The sequence below is a fragment of the Paraburkholderia sp. BL27I4N3 genome, assembly GCF_003386115.1.
GTDB lineage: Bacteria > Pseudomonadota > Gammaproteobacteria > Burkholderiales > Burkholderiaceae > Paraburkholderia.
The window spans coordinates 4,652,558-4,670,778 of record NZ_QREJ01000001.1; the positions used below are offsets into that span (position 1 = coordinate 4,652,558).

Below are 18,221 nucleotides of genomic sequence, written 5' to 3' on the forward strand. Positions count from 1 at the left end.
GGATACCCGTATGTCTATCAAGATTCGCAAGCTCGATTCCGCCGCTCCCGACTTCCAGAAGTCGCTGCACGCGGTGCTCGCATTCGAGGCGAGCGAAGACGAAGCAATCGAGCGCTCGGTCGCGCAGATTCTGAACGACGTGAAGGCGCGCGGCGACGCTGCGGTGCTCGAATACACGCAACGCTTCGACCGTGTCGAGGCAAAGAGCGTCGACGCGCTCGAGTTGCCGATGGCGGAGCTGGAAGCGGCGCTCGAAAGCCTCGAACCGAAGCGCCGCGCGGCGCTCGAAGCGGCGGCGGCGCGCGTGCGCGGTTACCACGAGAAGCAGAAGATCGAATGCGGCAGCCATAGCTGGCAGTACACGGAAGCCGACGGCACCGTGCTCGGCCAGAAAGTCACGCCGCTGGATCGCGCGGGCATTTATGTGCCGGGCGGCAAGGCGGCATATCCGTCGTCGGTGCTGATGAATGCGATTCCGGCGCGAGTGGCCGGTGTGCGCGAAATCGTCATGGTCGTGCCCACGCCGGACGGTGTGAAGAATCCGCTGGTGCTCGCGGCCGCGCTGCTGGGCGGCGTGGACCGCGTGTTCACGATCGGCGGCGCGCAGGCGGTCGGCGCGCTGGCGTACGGCACGGCAACCATTCCCGCAGTCGACAAGATCTGCGGTCCCGGCAATGCGTATGTCGCGTCGGCCAAGCGCCGCGTATTCGGCACGGTCGGCATCGACATGATCGCCGGGCCGTCGGAAATCCTCGTGCTGTGCGACGGCACCACGGACCCGCGCTGGGTCGCGATGGACCTGTTCTCGCAAGCCGAGCACGACGAGCTCGCGCAGTCCATCCTGCTGTGCCCGGACGACGCGTTCATCGGCCGCGTGAAAGACGCGATCGACGAACTGTTGCCTACCATGCCGCGCCGCGATGTGATCCAGGCATCGCTCGAAGGCCGTGGCGCGCTGATCAAGGTGCGCGACATGGAGCAAGCCTGCGCGATCGCCAACGACATCGCCCCGGAGCACCTCGAAATCTCCGCGCTGGAGCCGCATCAGTGGGGCCAGCTGATCCGCCATGCCGGCGCGATCTTCCTCGGCCGCTACACCAGCGAAAGCCTCGGCGACTACTGCGCGGGGCCGAATCACGTTTTGCCTACGTCTCGTACCGCACGGTTCTCGTCTCCCTTGGGCGTCTATGATTTCTTCAAGCGTTCGAGCGTGATCGAGGTCAGCGCGGACGGCGCGCAGACGCTCGGCGAGATCGCCGCCGAGCTCGCTTACGGCGAAGGCCTGCAGGCGCATGCCCGTAGCGCCGAATACCGGATGCGGCAGAACAGCTGAACGCGCTTGATCCGGCGCTGAAGGCGCGGACGTCGAACCGGCCCGCGAACAGCGGCGACGGATTGCGCGTGGTTCTTCGTTTAATAAAGACAATACAGACAACCTGGGGCGGCCCGCATGCCGCCAACGCCGGGCCGGCGTTCCCTTGCGACCGGCTTTACCGACCTATGACGACACCTCAAGACATCATCCGCCGCGACGTGCTCGCGATGACGAGCTATCCCGTTCCGGACGCCACGGGCTATATCAAGCTCGACGCGATGGAAAATCCGTTCACGCTGCCGCCCGTGCTGGCCGCGCATCTGGGCGAGCATCTGGCCGGCGTTGCGCTGAATCGCTATCCGGCGCCGCGTCCTGACGCGCTGATCGAGAAGATCAAGCGTGTGATGGGCGTGCCGGCCGGCTGCGACGTGCTGCTCGGCAACGGCTCGGATGAAATCATCAGCATGGTGTCGATCGCGTGTGCGCAGCCGGGCGCCAAGGTGCTCGCGCCGGTGCCGGGTTTCGTCATGTATCAGATGTCGGCGAAGCTGGCGAATCTCGAGTTCATCGGCGTGCCGCTGAAAGCGGATTTCACGCTGGACACCGAAGCGATGCTGGCCGCGATCGCCGAACACCAGCCGGCGATCATCTATCTTGCCTACCCGAACAACCCGACCGGCACGCTGTACGACGACGCCGACATGGAGCGCATCATCGCGGCGGCCAACAAGAGCCTGGTGGTGATCGACGAGGCTTATCAGCCGTTCGCGCAACAAAGCTGGCTGCCGCGCGCCGACGCGTTCGATAACGTCGTTGTCATGCGCACGGTCTCCAAGCTCGGCCTTGCCGGCATCCGTCTCGGCTATCTGGCGGGCAAACCCGGCTGGCTGACCGAATTCGATAAAGTGCGGCCGCCGTACAACACCAACGTGCTCACGCAAGCCGCCGCCGATTTCCTGCTCGACCATGTCGACGTGCTCGACTCGCAAGCGGCGCAATTGCGCGACGAACGCACGAAACTCGCGCACGCGGTGTCCCGATTACCGGGCGCCGAAGTGTTCCCGAGCGCCGGCAACTTCCTGCTGGTGCGCGTGCCCGACGCGTCGGTTCTGTTCGAAACGCTACTCACGGCGCGGGTTCTGATCAAAAACGTGAGTAAAATGCATCCATTGCTGGCTAATTGCGTGCGGTTGACCGTCGGTTCGGCGGAAGAAAACGCGCAATTGCTCGCCGGACTGAAACTCGTGCTGAACTGAACGGCCGCGCTGGCGCTTTTCCATATGGTGGGAAGGCGCGCGTGGCCCGCCGTTTTTTCACCCCACTACCTGTCGCTTTCTAGCTAGATTCGAGGAATTACCATGCGCCTTGCGGAAGTCGTTCGCAACACCAGCGAAACGCAGATCCGTGTGAAGATCAATCTGGACGGCACCGGTCAGCAAAAGCTGGCCACCGGCGTGCCGTTTCTGGACCACATGCTCGACCAGATCGCGCGGCATGGATTGTTCGACCTCGAAATCGAAGCGCATGGCGACCTGCATATCGACGACCACCACACGGTCGAAGACACCGGTATCACGCTAGGCCAGGCCGTCGCAAAAGCGATCGGCGACCGCAAGGGCATCCGCCGCTACGGTCATTCGTACGTGCCGCTCGACGAGGCGCTGTCGCGCGTCGTGATTGATTTCTCGGGCCGTCCGGGTCTCGAATTCCATGTGCCATTCACGCGTGCGCGCATCGGCACGTTCGACGTCGATCTGTCCATCGAGTTTTTCCGCGGTTTCGTGAATCACGCCGGCGTCACTTTGCATATCGACAACCTGCGCGGCCTGAACGCCCACCATCAGATGGAAACGGTGTTCAAGGCGTTCGGGCGTGCGTTGCGCATGGCCACCGAACTGGACGAACGCGCGGCGGGGCAGATTCCGTCGACCAAGGGCAGCCTCTAAGCCCTCAATAGCCGGTTCATAGGCCAACTCAATTACCAGGACCGGGACCCGCGTCGAGTGCGCGCGCTCCCGGTGTGCGATGGACATTCTGAAGTCGTTTATTTCGCTGCTGGCGTTGATCAACCCGGTCGGCGCCATCCCGTTCTTCATGAGCCTGACGGCGAATCAGAGCGACGCCGAGCGGCGTAGAACCATTCGCATTGCGGCGATCTCGGTGTTCTGCGTGATCGCGATCACCACGCTGCTCGGGCAGCAGATCATCAGCTTCTTCGGCATTTCGGTCGGCTCGCTCGAAGTGGGCGGCGGAATCATCATGCTGCTGATGGCGATCAACATGCTGAACGCGCAGATCGGCAACAGCCGTTCGACGCCGGAAGAGCGCCATGAAGCGGAGCAGAAGGACAACATCGCGGTCGTGCCGCTGGCGATTCCGCTGCTCACCGGTCCGGGCGCGATCAGCACTACGATCATCTATGCGGCCGGCTCGGCGCATTGGTACGACCGGATCAGCCTCGTCGCGATCGGCGCGGTGTTGGCGGCGATCTGCTTTTTTTCGCTGCGGCTCGCCGAACCGATTGCCCGCTGGGTCGGTCGCACGGGTATCAACATCGGCACGCGGCTCATGGGTTTGATGTTATCGGCGCTGGCGGTGGAATTCATCGTCGATGGACTGAAGGCATTGCTGCCTAACTTGAAATGAAAACTTCGATAGCGATTGTGGATTACGGAATGGGCAACCTGCGTTCGGTCGCCCAGGCACTGCGCAAAGCCGCGCCGGAAGCGGACGTGGCGATCGTCGACCGGCCGGAAGCGATTCGCGCGGCCGACCGCGTCGTGCTGCCCGGCCAGGGTGCGATGCCCGACTGCATGCGCAGTCTGGCCGAGTCCGGCCTGCAGGAAGCGGTGATCGAGGCGTCGCGCAGCAAGCCGCTGATGGGCGTGTGCGTCGGCGAGCAGATGCTGTTCGACTGGAGCGCGGAGGGCGACACGCCCGGCTTGGGCCTGTTGCCCGGCAAGGTGCTGCGCTTTGACCTGGAAGGCCAGTTGCAGGACGACGGTTCGCGCTTCAAAGTCCCGCAAATGGGCTGGAACCGCGTGCGCCAGGCGCAGCCGCATCCGCTGTGGGACGGCGTCGCGGACAACGCGTTCTTCTACTTCGTGCACAGTTATTACGTGGCGCCGGACAACGCCGCCCATACCTCGGGCGAAACAGTGTACGGTGTGCCCTTTACCTCGGCGGTGGCGCGGGATAACATCTTCGCGACCCAATTCCACCCGGAAAAGAGCGCCGAAGCGGGGCTGCGCGTGTATCGCAACTTCGTGCACTGGAACCCGTGAGCGCCTTTCTTCACCCTGTTGCGGTGCGTCGCTCCGCCACAAGCGGACCGTATGTCGCGCGCCGCAATCGCAACACCATGCTTTCGCTGCCTCACGACGCCACGCAAGGGCGTCGAAAGAGTTGTACTAAACTAGCGAAACGGCGTCCCGGCGGGCTGGACCACCAGCCGCTGCCGCCGACCCTCAACCCCTTCCCAGACAACACCCGATTGCTATGCTGCTGATTCCCGCCATCGACCTGAAAGACGGTCAGTGTGTACGCCTCAAACAGGGCGATATGGACCAGGCGACGATATTTTCCGAGGAACCGGCGGCCATGGCCCGACACTGGGTCGAGCGCGGTGCCCGGCGTCTCCACCTCGTCGACCTGAATGGCGCGTTTGCCGGCAAGCCGAAGAATGAAGACGCGATTCGCGCGATCATCGAGGAAGTGGGTGGCGAGATTCCCGTGCAACTGGGCGGCGGCATTCGCGACCTGAACACGATCGAGCGCTATCTGGACGACGGTTTGTCGTACGTGATCATCGGCACGGCGGCGGTGAAGAACCCCGGCTTTCTGCAGGATGCCTGCACGGCGTTCGGCGGCCATATCATCGTCGGCCTGGATGCGAAAGACGGCAAAGTCGCGACCGACGGCTGGAGCAAGCTGACCGGCCACGAAGTGGCCGATCTCGCGCGCAAGTTCGAAGATTACGGCTGCGAGTCGATCATTTACACCGACATCGGCCGTGACGGCATGCTTCAGGGCATCAACATCGAAGCGACGGTGCGCCTTGCGCGCGCGGTGAAGATTCCGGTGATCGCGAGCGGCGGCTTGTCCAACCTCACCGACATCGAATCGCTGTGCGAAGTCGAAGACGAAGGCATCGAAGGCGTGATCTGCGGCCGGGCGATTTACTCGGGCGATCTCGACTTCGCGGCGGCGCAAACCCTCGCGGACCGGCTGCGCGAGTCGGACGACGCTTAAGGCTGCTCAGGCGAACCTTCAGGCTCGCCGCCCGCGTCTCGCGTTTCCGGCCGGCGTCGCGGTGAACGAATCGCCGGCAGCCGAAACGGACGCGGTAATGCACCGGCAGAGTGCCTCAGGCCGTCCGCGTGCGACTCACCGGCGGCGCAGCGCGACTGCGCCGCGCCGACCTTGCGCCGCTCGTTGAAGTTCCAAAGCGAGCGGCCTCATCAGCGGTATTGGCAGAATTGCAAGATCATGGCTCTAGCTAAACGCATCATTCCCTGTCTCGACGTCACGGCTGGCCGCGTGGTCAAGGGCGTCAACTTCGTCGAACTGCGCGATGCGGGCGACCCGGTTGAAATCGCCCGCCGCTACGACGATCAAGGCGCCGACGAACTCACCTTCCTCGACATCACCGCGACCTCGGATCAGCGTGATCTGATCCTGCCGATTATTGAGGCCGTCGCTTCGCAAGTGTTCATTCCGCTGACGGTCGGCGGCGGCGTGCGCGCCGTCGAAGACGTGCGGCGCTTACTGAACGCGGGCGCGGACAAGATCAGCATGAACTCGTCGGCGGTGGCGAATCCGCAACTCGTGAAAGACGCGACGGACAAATACGGCTCGCAGTGCATCGTCGTCGCAATCGACGCGAAGCGCGTCTCCGCGGACGGCGAGCCGCCGCGCTGGGAAGTCTTCACGCACGGCGGGCGCAAGGCCACCGGCCTTGAAGCCGTCGAATGGGCGCGCAAGATGGCCGAACTCGGCGCGGGCGAAATCCTGCTCACCAGCATGGATCGCGACGGCACCAAGAGCGGCTTCGACCTCGCGCTCACGCGCGCCGTGTCGGACGGCGTGCCGATTCCGGTCATCGCTTCGGGCGGCGTGGGCAACCTGCAACATCTGGCCGACGGCATCAAAAGCGGCCACGCAGACGCGGTGCTCGCCGCGAGCATCTTCCACTACGGCGAACACACCGTGGGCGAGGCCAAGCGCTTCATGGCCGATCAGGGCATTTCGGTGAGGTTGTGACGTGGTGAATCCCTCGGCAGTCAATTGGCTCGACAAGGTCAAGTGGGACGTGAACGGCCTCGTGCCCGTGATCGCGCAGGAAGCGTCGACGAACGACGTACTCATGTTCGCGTGGATGAACCGCGAAGCCCTGGCGAAAACCATCGAAACTCATCGCGCGGTGTATTTCTCGCGTTCGCGCCAACGCCTGTGGTTCAAGGGCGAAGAGTCCGGCCACGTGCAGCATGTGCACGAAGTGCGGCTCGATTGTGACGAAGACGTCGTGCTGCTGAAAGTGGAGCAGGTATCGGGCATTGCCTGCCACACTGGCCGCCACTCGTGCTTTTTCCAGAAATTCGAAGGCTCTGTGGATGACGGCGACTGGGTCGCCGTCGATCCCGTGCTGAAAGACCCCGAACACATCTACAAATGACGCAATCCACGCAAACCACGTTGTCCAATTCCACGTCAACGACTGACACGCTGATGCGCCTCGCGGCGATCATCGACAGCCGCAAGGGCGGCGATCCGGACGTGTCGTACGTGTCGCGCCTGTTCCACAAGGGCGACGACGCGGTGCTGAAGAAGATCGGCGAAGAAGCCACCGAAGTCGTGCTGGCCGCCAAGGACGCACGCCACGGTGGCGCGCCGAAGGCGCTGGTGGGCGAAGTCGCGGACCTGTGGTTCCACTGCCTCGTAATGCTGTCGCACTTCGATCTGAGCCCGGCGGACGTGCTCGCCGAACTGGAGCGCCGCGAAGGCATGTCGGGTATCGAGGAAAAGGCGCTGCGCAAGAGCCGCGACCGCGAGCAGAACGGCGACTGATCGTAGTGGGTCCGCGCTTGCGTGTTGAAGTGCAGGGCACCGGCGCCCATATTGCAGGAACGCATCTGATCGCATCCTTGGGAGGACGCAAGCATGGAACAGTCGCACGAGAGGTATCCGCCGCCGGCCTATCGCAATGCTCTCGAGCCTGAGCGGGAGCGCAGCCTGCGTACGCTCACCCACGTGCTGTACGCGCTGTATGCGGTCCACTGGCTGACGGGCGGCCTGACGATCCTGATCGCGATCATCATCAACTATGTGAAGCGGCCCGACGTGGTGGGCACGCCGTACGAGGCCCATTTCGAGTGGCAGATCCGCTCCTTCTGGATGGCTTTGCTGGGCTATGCGATCGGCGGCGTGCTGCTGTTCGTGGTGATCGGCATTCCGGTGCTGTGGGCCGTGAGCATCTGGATGTTGTACCGTATTATCAAGGGCTGGCTGTATCTGTACGATAACAAGCCGCTCGCGAATCCGCGGGGCTGGTTCTAGGTTTCGTCCGACGGTTGCCGGGCCTGACATGAATCGCGCCGCGTCGGCTTTGCGCTTCAGCCATACTGTGTCAGGAATACGATGAGCCACGACCCGAACTGCCTTTTCTGCAAGATTGCCGCCGGCGAGATCCCGTCGACCAAAGTCCACGAAGACGACGAGTTCGTCGCCTTCCGCGACATTCGGCCGGCCGCTGATACGCATGTGCTGGTGATTCCTCGCAAGCACATTGCGACCTTATCGAACTGCACCGAGAGCGATGCACCGCTGCTTGGTAGAATGCTGGTCCTGGCGGCGCGTTTGGCCGATCAACTGGGCGTGGCGTACACCGGCGGCGAAACGGGTTTTCGCACGGTAATCAATACCGGTCCTGGCGGCGGGCAGGAGGTGTATCACCTGCACGCGCACATTCTCGCGGGACCGCGCCCCTGGCAGCGCATGGGCTGACGCGGCAGTGGGGGGTGTGTAGCGAGTTTTGGTCGCGGACAATAGCGCGGCCGTTGTTTTTGCCGCATTGTAACGACGCCGACGCGATCGTCTGGTCACAATGACATTCCGTGTCGCGGGTTGCAGCCGAAAAGGTCGCGGTAACGTATAGATGAAGCGTACGCGCTTCGATTCATGCCGCAAGGCGCCCGAGTTTCGCCGCATCCGGTGCGGTATCGGGGTTAAGGAGAGTAGTCATGGGTTCGTTGAGTATTTGGCATTGGCTGATCGTGTTGTTGATCGTAGCGCTCGTGTTTGGCACGAAGAAGCTGCGCAATATCGGCACCGATCTGGGTGGCGCGGTGAAGGGCTTCAAGGAAGGCATCAAGGAAGGCGAAACGCCGGCAGCCGAAGCGCAGCAGCGCGAACTGCCGCGCAACGGCGCCGTGGATGTGGAAGCAAAGGAAAAGACGCCGCGTTCGGGCGATTACCGCTAAGCCGCGGCTTACCCGCGTTACTGACGGACATTCCACTTCATGCTGGACCTCGGTCTAACCAAGATGGCGCTGATCGGCGTCGTCGCGCTGGTCGTACTCGGGCCTGAGCGCCTGCCGCGCGTCGCCCGCACGGCAGGCGCGTTGTTCGGCCGCGCGCAGCGGTATATCAACGACGTGAAGGCTGAAGTCACGCGCGAAATCGAACTCGACGAATTGCGTCGGATGAAAAGCGAGTTCGAGGCCGCCGCGACCAACGTTCAAACCTCCGTTCAGGACAACCTGCGCAAGCACGAGTCCGAACTGAACGACGCGTGGAGCAGCGGCTCGTCGGTGTCGCCGAGCGTTGCCGGCGGCGCGCTCGAAGATGTCGGCAATACCTCGTGGTCGGGCAGCACGCCCGCTGCGGCGGCCAAACGCAAGAACTGGCGCGTCAAGCAGACGGCCATGCCCACCTGGTACAAGCGCGCGACCACGCGCCGCACGCGTGTACAGTCGGGCGCGGCGCGCGTGGCGCGTCATACGCCGACCAGCATGCGTCGCCCGACGCGGTTCTTCTGATGATCAGAACGACAATCTCTAACCGAGGGCCGGCGTGAGCGACCCCCAGCAAACCCAGGACGAAGGCACTGAAGAGACCTTCATTTCCCACCTCGTTGAATTGCGCGACCGTATCATTCGCGCCGGCCTTGCCGTCGTCGTGGTGTTCGTCGGACTCGTGTACTGGGCGCCGGATATCTTCCGGTTGCTGGCGCGGCCGTTGATGCAGAACTTGCCGAAGGACGGCAAGATGATCGTCACCGACGTGACCGGCTCGTTCTTCGTGCCGATGAAGGTGACCATGCTGGTGGCCTTCGTGATCGCGCTGCCGATCGTGCTCTATCAGATCTGGGCCTTCGTCGCGCCAGGTCTTTATCAGCACGAGAAGAAACTGGTCGGGCCGCTGGTGGGCAGCAGCTACACGCTTTTCCTGTGCGGCATGGCGTTCGCGTACTTCGTGGTGTTCCCGACCATTTTCCGCGTGATGGCGCACTACAACGCGCCGCTGGGCGCGGAGATGACCACGGACATCGACAATTACCTGAGCTTCGTGCTGACCATGTTCATTGCGTTCGGCGTGACGTTCGAAGTGCCGATCGTCGTGGTGCTGCTGGTGCGCATGAACGTGGTGACGCTCAAGAAGCTCAAGGAGATTCGACCGTATGTGATCGTCGGCGCCTTCGTGATTTCGGCCGTGGTCACGCCGCCGGACGTGTTCTCGCAACTGATTCTGGCGATTCCGCTGATCGTGCTGTACGAGGCGGGGATCATCGCGGCGCGGTTGATCGTCGGCAAGCAGCCGGTGGTGATCGAAGACGCGAGCGCGTCGGAATGATGGTCTAGCGCTTCAGCGAACGCACGCAAACAAAAAGGGCAGTTCATAGTGAACTGCCCTTTTTGTTTGGCACACGGCGCATGGCTTGTGCTTGCTTATTGCGAGACGTTGGATTCGATTTGCCTTTCGCTAAGGTCAGCCGCCGTCGTCGTCCTGATCGCCGCTGCCGCCGCCATTGTCCTCGGCCGGCTGCTTCGGCGGAGGCGGGCGTTTGCCTATGGTGACCTCCAGATCCATCTCATGGCTCTTGCGCACGAGATGCACCTTCGCCGCCGTGCCCGGCTTGATCTGCGCGATCACGTTCAGAAGACGCGTGGTGTCGGTAATTTCCTGACCGTTCACGCTCATGAGAATGTCGCCCGGCTTGATGCCCGCACGGTCAGCGGGGCCGTTCTTCAGCACGCCAGCGACAATCGCGCCCGACTTCTGCTCCAGCCCGAACGACTCGGCGATCTCCGGCGTGACGTCCTGCGGTTCGACGCCGATCCAGCCGCGCGTGACCGAACCCGTGGTGATGATGCTCTCGAGTACGCTCCTCGCGGTCGAGACGGGAATCGCAAAGCCAATGCCGAGCGAGCCGCCCGAGCGGGAATAGATCGCGGTGTTGATGCCGAGCAGATTGCCGTTCACGTCGACGAGCGCGCCGCCCGAGTTGCCCGGATTGATTGCCGCATCGGTCTGAATGAAGTTTTCGAACGTGTTGATGCCGAGGTGATTGCGCCCGAGCGCGCTGACAATGCCCATGGTCACCGTCTGGCCGACGCCGAACGGATTGCCGATGGCGAGCACCACGTCGCCCACTCGCGTCTGGTCCATGCGGCCGAGCGTGATGGTGGGCAGATTGGTCATGTTGACCTTGAGCACGGCTAGATCCGTTTCCGGATCGACGCCGATCACCTTCGCATTCGTGGTGCGGCCGTCGGCCAGCGCGATTTCGATCTGATCGGCGCCGTCCACGACGTGCTGGTTCGTTAGAATGTAACCTTCCGAACTCACTATCACGCCGGAGCCCAGATTGGATGCGGGTTGTTCCTGCTGCTTGCGGTTCTTGTCGCCGAAGAAGTAGCGGAACAGCGGATCTTTCGCGCGTGGGTCGGGCGGCAGTGAGCCATCCTTGCTGGAAAACACGTTGACGACCGCGGGCATGGCCTTTTGCGCGGCGTCCGCGTACGACGCCTGAGCTGGGCCGCTGCCGATGCCTGGCGCTACTTCCCGCAGCGCGACGATCGGTTCGGCGAGTTGCTTGCCGAATTGCCCTTGACGCTGGAGCCACTGCGGTTTGAGGGTCGCAATGATGAACATGAGCGCCAACAGCACGGTCACCGCTTGGGCAAAGAACAGCCAAAAGCGTCTAAGCATCTGAAGACTAGAGGTTTATATGGATCGGATCGAACTTGAATTGTACTTGAACAATCTCCTTGAAACCGCGCGCTTCAAGGACTATTGCCCCAATGGATTGCAGGTCGAAGGGCGTCGCAAGATCAATAAGCTCGCGACCGGCGTGACCGCTTCGGTGGCCTTTCTGGAGGCCGCGCTCGATTGGGGCGCGGACGCTGTGCTGGTTCATCACGGCTACTTCTGGCGCAACGAAGCGCCGCAGATCACCGGCCGTAAACACGCGCGGCTCAAGCTGCTGATCGCCAACGACCTGAACCTGTTCGCCTATCACCTGCCGCTTGACGACCATCCCGAGTTCGGCAACAACGCGCAGATCGGCCAGAAGATGGGCTGGATCAGCGACGCGCGCTTCGGCGAGAACGACCTCGGCTGGCTCGCCACGTTTCCCATGCCGATCACGCTCGCGCACTTCACCGCCCAAGTCGAGCAGACGCTCGGCCGCACGCCGCTCGTATTCGGCGACGCGGACCGCGAACTGCGCCGCGTGGGCTGGTGCACGGGCGCCGCGCAAGGCATGTTCGACGCGGCCATCAACGCGGGCGCCGACGTTTATCTGACGGGCGAAGTGTCGGAATCGGTGATGCACACGTCGGCGGAAAGCGGCGTCGCGTTTCTCGCAGCGGGCCACCATGCCACCGAGCGCTTCGGCGTGCAGGCGGTGGGCAAGCATCTGTCCGAGCAGTTCGATATCGAGCATCTCTTTATCGATATCCCTAATCCCGTTTGAATCGCCGAGTTACGTAAAACGCATTAGGGAAGAAAAAGGCACGAATAACGCAGAGGGCACTTAAAAGGAGGTGCGAAAAAGTTTGCGATGCGTACGGAGTAACCCTGATTTATCAAAGGCTTCGCACGGTTTTTGGCAATCGGGCCTTGTAAATGGCGACTCCATTCGCGCAAACTAGCGGCGGTAGAAGAGACGTGAAGGAAAAATCCAACTCAGAAGTGGGGCGTGTGATGCGAGACAAGGAAGATGAACGCGTCGACGGCAGCCGCCGTACCTGGCTGATAGCGACGACCGTAGCAGGTGGCATAGGAGGCGTTGCCACTGTCGTACCCTTTGTTAGTTCGTTTGCACCATCTGAAAAGGCCAAGGCAGCAGGTGCCCCGGTCGAAGTCGATATCAGTGATCTCAAGCCCGGCGACATGAAGACCGTTGCCTGGCGTGGTAAGCCCGTGTGGATCATCAACCGCACCGACCGTATGCTCGCCGATGTCCAGAAAGCCGATAACGAAGTCGCGGATCCCCACACCAAGAATCCTTTTTCGATGCCGTTGCCGGAGTACTGCAACAACGAGTTCCGTTCACGCACCGACCACAAGAACCTTTTCGTCGCCGTCGCCGTGTGCACCCATCTGGGCTGTACGCCAACACCGCGCTTCCAGGAGGGCGCGCAGCCCAATCTTCCAGACGACTGGCCAGGCGGCTTCCTGTGCCCTTGCCACGGCTCGACCTACGACATGGCCGGCCGCGTCTTCAAGAACAAACCTGCGCCGCAGAACCTCGACATCCCGCCTTACATGTTCACCTCGGCCACCGGCCTCGTGATCGGCAAGGACGAGAAAGGAGACGCGTAATGGCGATCGAACACGAAGTAGAGACGACCGGGCTGGTCGGCTGGATCGACCGGCGCTTTCCGCTGACTTCCACCTGGAAGAAGCACGTTTCCGAGTACTACGCGCCGAAGAACTTCAACTTCTGGTACTTCTTCGGTTCGCTTGCCCTGCTGGTGCTGGTCAACCAGATCGTCACCGGCATCTTCCTCACCATGAACTACAAGCCCGACGCAACGCTCGCGTTCGCGTCGGTCGAGTACATCATGCGCGAGGTGCCGTGGGGCTGGCTGATTCGCTATATGCACTCCACGGGCGCGTCGATGTTTTTCGTCGTCGTCTACCTGCATATGTTCCGTGGGCTGATGTACGGCTCGTACCGCAAGCCGCGCGAACTGGTGTGGATTTTCGGCTGCGCGATTTTCCTCTGCCTGATGGCTGAAGCGTTTTTCGGCTATCTGCTGCCGTGGGGCCAGATGTCCTTTTGGGGCGCGCAGGTGATCGTCAACCTGTTCTCGGCGATTCCGTTCATCGGGCCGGATCTGTCGCTGTGGATTCGCGGCGACTATGTGGTCTCGGACGTCACGCTGAACCGCTTCTTCGCGTTCCACGTGATCGCGATTCCGCTGGTGCTGATCGGTCTGGTGGTCGCCCACCTGGTCGCGCTGCACGAGGTGGGATCGAACAACCCGGACGGCATCGAAATCAAGGCGAAGAAGGACCCGGACGGCATTCCGCTCGACGGCATTCCGTTCCACCCGTATTACTCGGTGCACGATTTCATGGGTGTCACGGTGTTCCTGATCATCTTCGCGGCGATCATTTTCTTCGCGCCGGAGATGGGCGGGTATTTCCTCGAAGCGAATAACTTCGTGCCGGCCAATCCGCTGCAAACGCCGCCTGAAATTGCGCCGGTGTGGTATTTCACGGCGTTCTACGCGATGCTGCGCGCCACGACGGATCCGTTCAAGATCGTGCTGATGGTGGTAATCGGGTTGCTCGGCCTGCTCGCGTTGGTGCGCGCTCGCGGCAAGTGGAAACTCGGCCTGCCGGTGCTCGCAGTGCTGGTGATCCTGGCCATGGCGTTGACCGAGTCGAAGTTCTGGGGTGTGGTGGTGATGGGCGGCGCGGTGGTGTCGCTGTTCTTCCTGCCTTGGCTCGACCGCTCGCCGGTCAAGTCGATCCGTTACCGGCCGTTTTTTCACAAGGTGTTCTACGGGATCTTCGTGCTCGTGTTCCTGACGCTGGCCTTCCTCGGCACTAAACCGCCGTCGCCGGCCGCCACGCTGATCGCGCAGGTTTGTGCGCTGATCTACTTCGCGTTTTTCCTCGGTATGCCGTTCTGGACGCGGCTTGGCACGTTCAAGCAGCCGCCCGAGCGGGTGCGGTTCAAGCCTCACTAATCGCGAGCCAGGAGAACACGAATGAAAAAACTGCTTACGAAGTGCGCGCTGATCGGCGCGACACTGCTCGCGGTGCTGGCCGCCCCGGCATACGCGGACGAGAATTTCCCTCTCGACCGCGCGCCGGATAACGCGGAGAATTTCGCTTCCTTGCAGCACGGCGCGCAATTGTTTGTAAACTACTGCCTGAATTGCCATAGCGCGAACCTGATGCGCTACAACCGCCTGACCGACATCGGCATCAAGCCAAACGAAATTCAGGCGAACCTGCTGTTCACCACGGACAAAGTCGGCAACACCATGACCGTGGCCATGCGCCCGGACGACGCGAAAGCGTGGTTCGGCGCGAGTCCGCCGGATTTGTCGGTGGAAGCGCGGGCGCGCGGCAAGGACTGGCTGTACACGTATTTGCGCACTTTTTATCGCGACAATACGCGGCCGACCGGCTGGAACAATCTGGTGTATGAAAACGTGAGCATGCCTCACGTGCTGTGGCAGCTTCAGGGCGAACGTACCGCGAAGTTCGGGGATGAAACCGACGAAAAAACTGGCGAGACGGTACACAAATTCGTCGGCTTCCAGCAGGTCACTCCGGGGACGATGTCGCCGGTAGATTATGATTCTGCTGTGGCCGACCTCGTGTCGTACCTGTCATGGATGTCCGAACCGACCCAGAAAACCCGCAAGCAGCTTGGCGTGTGGGTGCTGATGTTCCTCGGTATCCTGAGCTTTTTCGCCTGGCGATTGAACGCCGCGTACTGGAAACATATCAAATAATCACGCCGTCACCCGGCGTGGGGCCGGCGCCAGGAAAAACCTGTTGGACGGTTTTTCCGCGCGCTGGCCTTTCAGCTTTTTGAGGAAACGTAAATATGATGGTTCTGTATTCCGGCACAACTTGCCCGTTCTCCCAGCGCTGCCGGCTGGTGTTGTTCGAAAAGGGCATGGACTTCGAGATCCGCGACGTCGACCTGTTTAACAAGCCGGAAGACATCGCCGTGATGAATCCGTATGGTCAGGTGCCGATTCTCGTCGAACGGGACCTGATTCTGTACGAATCGAACATCATCAACGAGTATATCGACGAGCGCTTCCCGCACCCGCAACTGATGCCGGCCGATCCGGTTCAGCGCGCGCGTGCCCGCCTGTTCCTGCTGAACTTCGAGAAAGAGCTGTTCGTGCACGTCGGCACGCTCGAAAACGAAAAGGGCAAGGCTGCGGAGAAGAATCACGAGAAAGCTCGTCTCGCGATCCGTGATCGTCTGACGCAACTGGCGCCGATCTTCCTGAAGAACAAGTACATGCTCGGCGAAGAGTTCTCGATGCTCGACGTCGCGATCGCGCCGTTGCTGTGGCGTCTGGATCATTACGGCATCGAACTGTCGAAGAACGCCGCACCGCTCATGAAGTACGCCGAGCGCATTTTCAGCCGCCCGGCTTATATCGAAGCGCTGACGCCTTCGGAAAAGGTGATGCGTCGTTGAGCTTGGCTTTTGGACGAGGGCGCCGCGCGGTTGAGTGGGCGCGGGCCCGCGTTCGTTAGAGGACTGTAGATGCAAGAGATTTCCACCAAGCCCTATCTGCTGCGTGCACTCTACGAATGGTGCACGGATAACGGCTATACGCCGCACATCGCGGTCCGGGTCGACAATCAGACGCGTGTGCCGCGTCAGTTCGTGCGCGACAACGAAATCGTGTTGAACATCAGCTTCGAGGCGACCAGCCAGCTGCAGATGGGCAACGAGTGGATCGAGTTCAGCGCGCGTTTCTCCGGCAAGTCGCACAAGATCGAGGTGCCGATCGCCAATATTCTTGCGATCTATGCGCGCGAGAACGGCCAGGGCATGGCATTTCCGGTCGAGTCGGCAGGCGGTGAAGCGCAGGATTCGGGCGCGGACGCGGAAGCGGCGGACGAGACCGAAGCGCCCGCGCCGCGAGCGGTCGAAACGGCGCCCGCTACGGGTGCCGCCACCGCCAAAGCGGATAGCGAGACGGCCGGACCGCAGCCTGACGACGATGGCTCAAAAGGCGGCGGAAGGGCTCGCCTCAAGATCGTAAAATGAAGTAGAATCACGGCCTCATGCCGGCTTAGCTCATCAGGTAGAGCGCTTGACTTGTAATCATGAGGTGGCGGGTTCGAGTCCTGCAGCCGGCACCAGTTGTACTAAAACGGGGTTTCTGTTCAATCAGAAACCCCGTTTTTCTTGGTGCGTGCTTATCGACGAAGTCACCGTGTCCGAGGCGCTGCGCGGCGCTTCCGCCTGCAAAAGGACTGGTTTCATGAAATATCGGTGAGGCGCAAATCGGTCCAAAATCACCATATCTCTTTCACCTTGTCGATTGTGGACTGCAAAGTCTACGATTTGTCGGCCAAGGCCGGCAGAGATAACGCTCCTTACCCGTCCGGCCGGCGAATAGCGCACCGCGGACCCGGACGACAGAGGTACTATTCGGGCGTCAGTCGGCAACGCTTCCAAGTACTCCGGCGGGCACCGCCCCCGATGACGCGCCTCCTCAGCGCGTCGCTCCCGCAACACCGATCCCACCTCACCATGACCAGCCCCGCAACCATCACCTGGCCCGAAGCCGACGGCCCCCGCACCGCGCGTTGGCGCTCCGAAGCAGCCGTGCCGCCGCCCAAGCGCGTCATCGTTGCGGACGACCGCACCACCGCCGATTCCGCGTACCGACTCGCGTGCGAAGGGACGGCGCTCCTGTGGAACGGCGACTTTCAGAACGCTCGCCAGCTGCTGCAAGCGGTAACGCGCCGACTGGAGCGCAAGCCGCGCAAGCAGGGCGAAACGCCGCTCGACGCATTCAATCTGCATCGGCAAGCGCAGTCGCAGCGCGCGCGTACGCTCGGCATGATCCTGATTCCGCTCGACGCCACGTACACCATTCCGCTGCGCCGCGCGCCCGATGTCCAGCAAGCCTGCATCGAAACCTACGGACCGTCGAACGACGAACCGTCCGTCGTGTCGCTGCGTGAACTGCTCGGCATGATCGGCGCGCACGAGTGGCGCAAGAAGGGCGTCGAGATTCCCGCGCTGGGCGACCGGATTCATCCGCATTACGGCGTGTTCTCGCCGGTGCGCGGCGAATATGTGGATCTCGTCGCGCGCACGCCGCTGCCTTCGCTGAACAAGGCCTTCGATATCGGCACGGGCACGGGCGTGTTGTCGGCGCTGCTCGCCAAACGCGGCGTGAAGAAAATCATCGCTACCGATCAGGATCCGCGCGCGCTCGCTTGCGCGCGCGAAAATCTCACGCGTCTCGGTTACGACCAGCAGGTCGACGTCGTGCAGGCCGATCTGTTTCCCGAAGGCCGCGCGCCGCTCGTGGTGTGCAATCCGCCGTGGGTGCCGGCGAGGCCCGCTTCGCCGATCGAGTACGCGATCTACGATCCGGAAAGCCGCATGCTGCTCGGCTTCCTTAACGGGCTGGCGGAGCATCTGTCGCCGGGTGGCGAAGGCTGGCTGATCATGTCGGATTTCGCCGAGCATCTCGGTTTGCGCACGCGCGACTGGTTGCTGGCGGCCATCGACAAGGCGGGTTTGAGCGTGGTGGGCCGCGAGGACATTCGTCCGCGACACCCCAAGTCGACCGATGAAACCGATGCGCTTCACACGGCGCGTCTGGCCGAAGTGACGTCACTGTGGCGTCTGAAGGCGCGCTAAGCGGTGAGACGGATTGCGGCTCGC

The 18,221-nt window shown here is 62.1% G+C and carries 22 protein-coding genes and 1 tRNA gene; 22 read left to right on the forward strand and 1 reads right to left on the reverse strand.

Features of this window, described 5'->3' with window-relative positions:
* The first annotated feature begins 10 nt into the window (after positions 1–10).
* From hisD to tatC, 14 genes are all read left to right on the forward strand, one after another.
* Complete coding sequence (gene hisD / locus B0G71_RS21110; RefSeq protein ID WP_106284192.1) at positions 11–1,333, forward strand: histidinol dehydrogenase; 1,323 nt, start codon at positions 11–13, stop codon at positions 1,331–1,333.
* Between the two features lie 167 nt (positions 1,334–1,500).
* Positions 1,501–2,571 (forward strand): histidinol-phosphate transaminase, encoded by a 1,071-nt coding sequence (gene hisC, locus B0G71_RS21115; RefSeq protein ID WP_116143895.1) that lies wholly within the window; start codon positions 1,501–1,503, stop codon positions 2,569–2,571.
* Between the two features lie 102 nt (positions 2,572–2,673).
* Positions 2,674–3,261, forward strand: a complete 588-nt coding sequence (hisB, locus tag B0G71_RS21120) for an imidazoleglycerol-phosphate dehydratase HisB (RefSeq protein ID WP_064267519.1) — start codon at positions 2,674–2,676, stop codon at positions 3,259–3,261.
* Between the two features lie 79 nt (positions 3,262–3,340).
* On the forward strand, positions 3,341–3,961 hold the full coding sequence (locus B0G71_RS21125; RefSeq protein ID WP_116143896.1) for a MarC family protein: 621 nt from the start codon (positions 3,341–3,343) through the stop codon (positions 3,959–3,961).
* Positions 3,958–4,599 (forward strand): imidazole glycerol phosphate synthase subunit HisH, encoded by a 642-nt coding sequence (gene hisH, locus B0G71_RS21130; RefSeq protein WP_116143897.1) that lies wholly within the window; start codon positions 3,958–3,960, stop codon positions 4,597–4,599. The genes B0G71_RS21125 and hisH overlap by 4 nt, the downstream gene beginning before the upstream one ends.
* Positions 4,600–4,813: 214 nt before the next feature.
* Positions 4,814–5,566 carry a 1-(5-phosphoribosyl)-5-[(5-phosphoribosylamino)methylideneamino]imidazole-4-carboxamide isomerase gene (gene hisA, locus B0G71_RS21135; protein ID WP_106284196.1) on the forward strand — a complete coding sequence of 251 codons (753 nt, stop codon included), beginning with the start codon at positions 4,814–4,816 and terminating at the stop codon, positions 5,564–5,566.
* A 237-nt stretch (positions 5,567–5,803) separates the two neighbouring features.
* Complete coding sequence (hisF, locus tag B0G71_RS21140; RefSeq protein ID WP_116148752.1) at positions 5,804–6,577, forward strand: imidazole glycerol phosphate synthase subunit HisF; 774 nt, start codon at positions 5,804–5,806, stop codon at positions 6,575–6,577.
* Between the two features lies 1 nt (position 6,578).
* Positions 6,579–6,989: a phosphoribosyl-AMP cyclohydrolase gene (gene hisI, locus B0G71_RS21145; protein ID WP_181196648.1), complete on the forward strand. Its 411-nt coding sequence runs from the start codon at positions 6,579–6,581 to the stop codon at positions 6,987–6,989.
* Positions 6,986–7,381 (forward strand): phosphoribosyl-ATP diphosphatase, encoded by a 396-nt coding sequence (locus B0G71_RS21150; RefSeq protein WP_116143898.1) that lies wholly within the window; start codon positions 6,986–6,988, stop codon positions 7,379–7,381. Before hisI ends, B0G71_RS21150 begins: the two co-directional genes overlap by 4 nt.
* A 93-nt stretch (positions 7,382–7,474) precedes the next feature.
* Positions 7,475–7,870: a hypothetical protein gene (locus B0G71_RS21155; protein ID WP_106284198.1), complete on the forward strand. Its 396-nt coding sequence runs from the start codon at positions 7,475–7,477 to the stop codon at positions 7,868–7,870.
* An 81-nt stretch (positions 7,871–7,951) separates the two neighbouring features.
* Positions 7,952–8,317, forward strand: coding sequence for a histidine triad nucleotide-binding protein (locus B0G71_RS21160; protein ID WP_116143899.1), 366 nt, complete (start codon positions 7,952–7,954; stop codon positions 8,315–8,317).
* 236 nt (positions 8,318–8,553) lie between these two features.
* Positions 8,554–8,793, forward strand: coding sequence for a Sec-independent protein translocase subunit TatA (gene tatA, locus B0G71_RS21165; protein WP_106284200.1), 240 nt, complete (start codon positions 8,554–8,556; stop codon positions 8,791–8,793).
* Positions 8,794–8,832: 39 nt separating this feature from the next.
* Positions 8,833–9,351: a Sec-independent protein translocase protein TatB gene (gene tatB, locus B0G71_RS21170; RefSeq protein ID WP_116143900.1), complete on the forward strand. Its 519-nt coding sequence runs from the start codon at positions 8,833–8,835 to the stop codon at positions 9,349–9,351.
* A gap of 34 nt (positions 9,352–9,385) precedes the next feature.
* Positions 9,386–10,165: a twin-arginine translocase subunit TatC gene (tatC, locus tag B0G71_RS21175; RefSeq protein WP_106284202.1), complete on the forward strand. Its 780-nt coding sequence runs from the start codon at positions 9,386–9,388 to the stop codon at positions 10,163–10,165.
* Positions 10,166–10,300: 135 nt separating this feature from the next.
* Here the strand turns inward: tatC and B0G71_RS21180 are convergent, their stop codons facing one another.
* Positions 10,301–11,524, reverse strand: a complete 1,224-nt coding sequence (locus B0G71_RS21180; protein ID WP_106284203.1) for a Do family serine endopeptidase — start codon at positions 11,522–11,524, stop codon at positions 10,301–10,303.
* A gap of 19 nt (positions 11,525–11,543) precedes the next feature.
* Here B0G71_RS21180 and B0G71_RS21185 point away from each other — a divergent pair, with 19 nt between their 5' ends.
* The 8 genes from B0G71_RS21185 to B0G71_RS21220 all read left to right on the forward strand — a co-directional run bounded on the left by B0G71_RS21185 (position 11,544) and on the right by B0G71_RS21220 (position 18,197).
* Positions 11,544–12,290 carry a Nif3-like dinuclear metal center hexameric protein gene (locus B0G71_RS21185; RefSeq protein WP_116143901.1) on the forward strand — a complete coding sequence of 249 codons (747 nt, stop codon included), beginning with the start codon at positions 11,544–11,546 and terminating at the stop codon, positions 12,288–12,290.
* 230 nt (positions 12,291–12,520) lie between these two features.
* Positions 12,521–13,141 carry a ubiquinol-cytochrome c reductase iron-sulfur subunit gene (gene petA, locus B0G71_RS21190; RefSeq protein WP_106284205.1) on the forward strand — a complete coding sequence of 207 codons (621 nt, stop codon included), beginning with the start codon at positions 12,521–12,523 and terminating at the stop codon, positions 13,139–13,141.
* Positions 13,141–14,520 (forward strand): cytochrome bc complex cytochrome b subunit, encoded by a 1,380-nt coding sequence (locus B0G71_RS21195; protein WP_116143902.1) that lies wholly within the window; start codon positions 13,141–13,143, stop codon positions 14,518–14,520. The genes petA and B0G71_RS21195 overlap by 1 nt, the downstream gene beginning before the upstream one ends.
* A 21-nt stretch (positions 14,521–14,541) precedes the next feature.
* Positions 14,542–15,297 carry a cytochrome c1 gene (locus tag B0G71_RS21200; protein WP_116143903.1) on the forward strand — a complete coding sequence of 252 codons (756 nt, stop codon included), beginning with the start codon at positions 14,542–14,544 and terminating at the stop codon, positions 15,295–15,297.
* Between the two features lie 95 nt (positions 15,298–15,392).
* Complete coding sequence (locus tag B0G71_RS21205; protein WP_006052302.1) at positions 15,393–16,004, forward strand: glutathione S-transferase N-terminal domain-containing protein; 612 nt, start codon at positions 15,393–15,395, stop codon at positions 16,002–16,004.
* A 69-nt stretch (positions 16,005–16,073) separates the two neighbouring features.
* Positions 16,074–16,583 (forward strand): ClpXP protease specificity-enhancing factor, encoded by a 510-nt coding sequence (locus B0G71_RS21210; protein WP_116143904.1) that lies wholly within the window; start codon positions 16,074–16,076, stop codon positions 16,581–16,583.
* Between the two features lie 19 nt (positions 16,584–16,602).
* Positions 16,603–16,678, forward strand: a tRNA-Thr gene (locus tag B0G71_RS21215).
* 394 nt (positions 16,679–17,072) lie between these two features.
* Positions 17,073–18,197: a class I SAM-dependent methyltransferase gene (locus B0G71_RS21220; RefSeq protein ID WP_116143905.1), complete on the forward strand. Its 1,125-nt coding sequence runs from the start codon at positions 17,073–17,075 to the stop codon at positions 18,195–18,197.
* Positions 18,198–18,221: the final 24 nt, after the last annotated feature.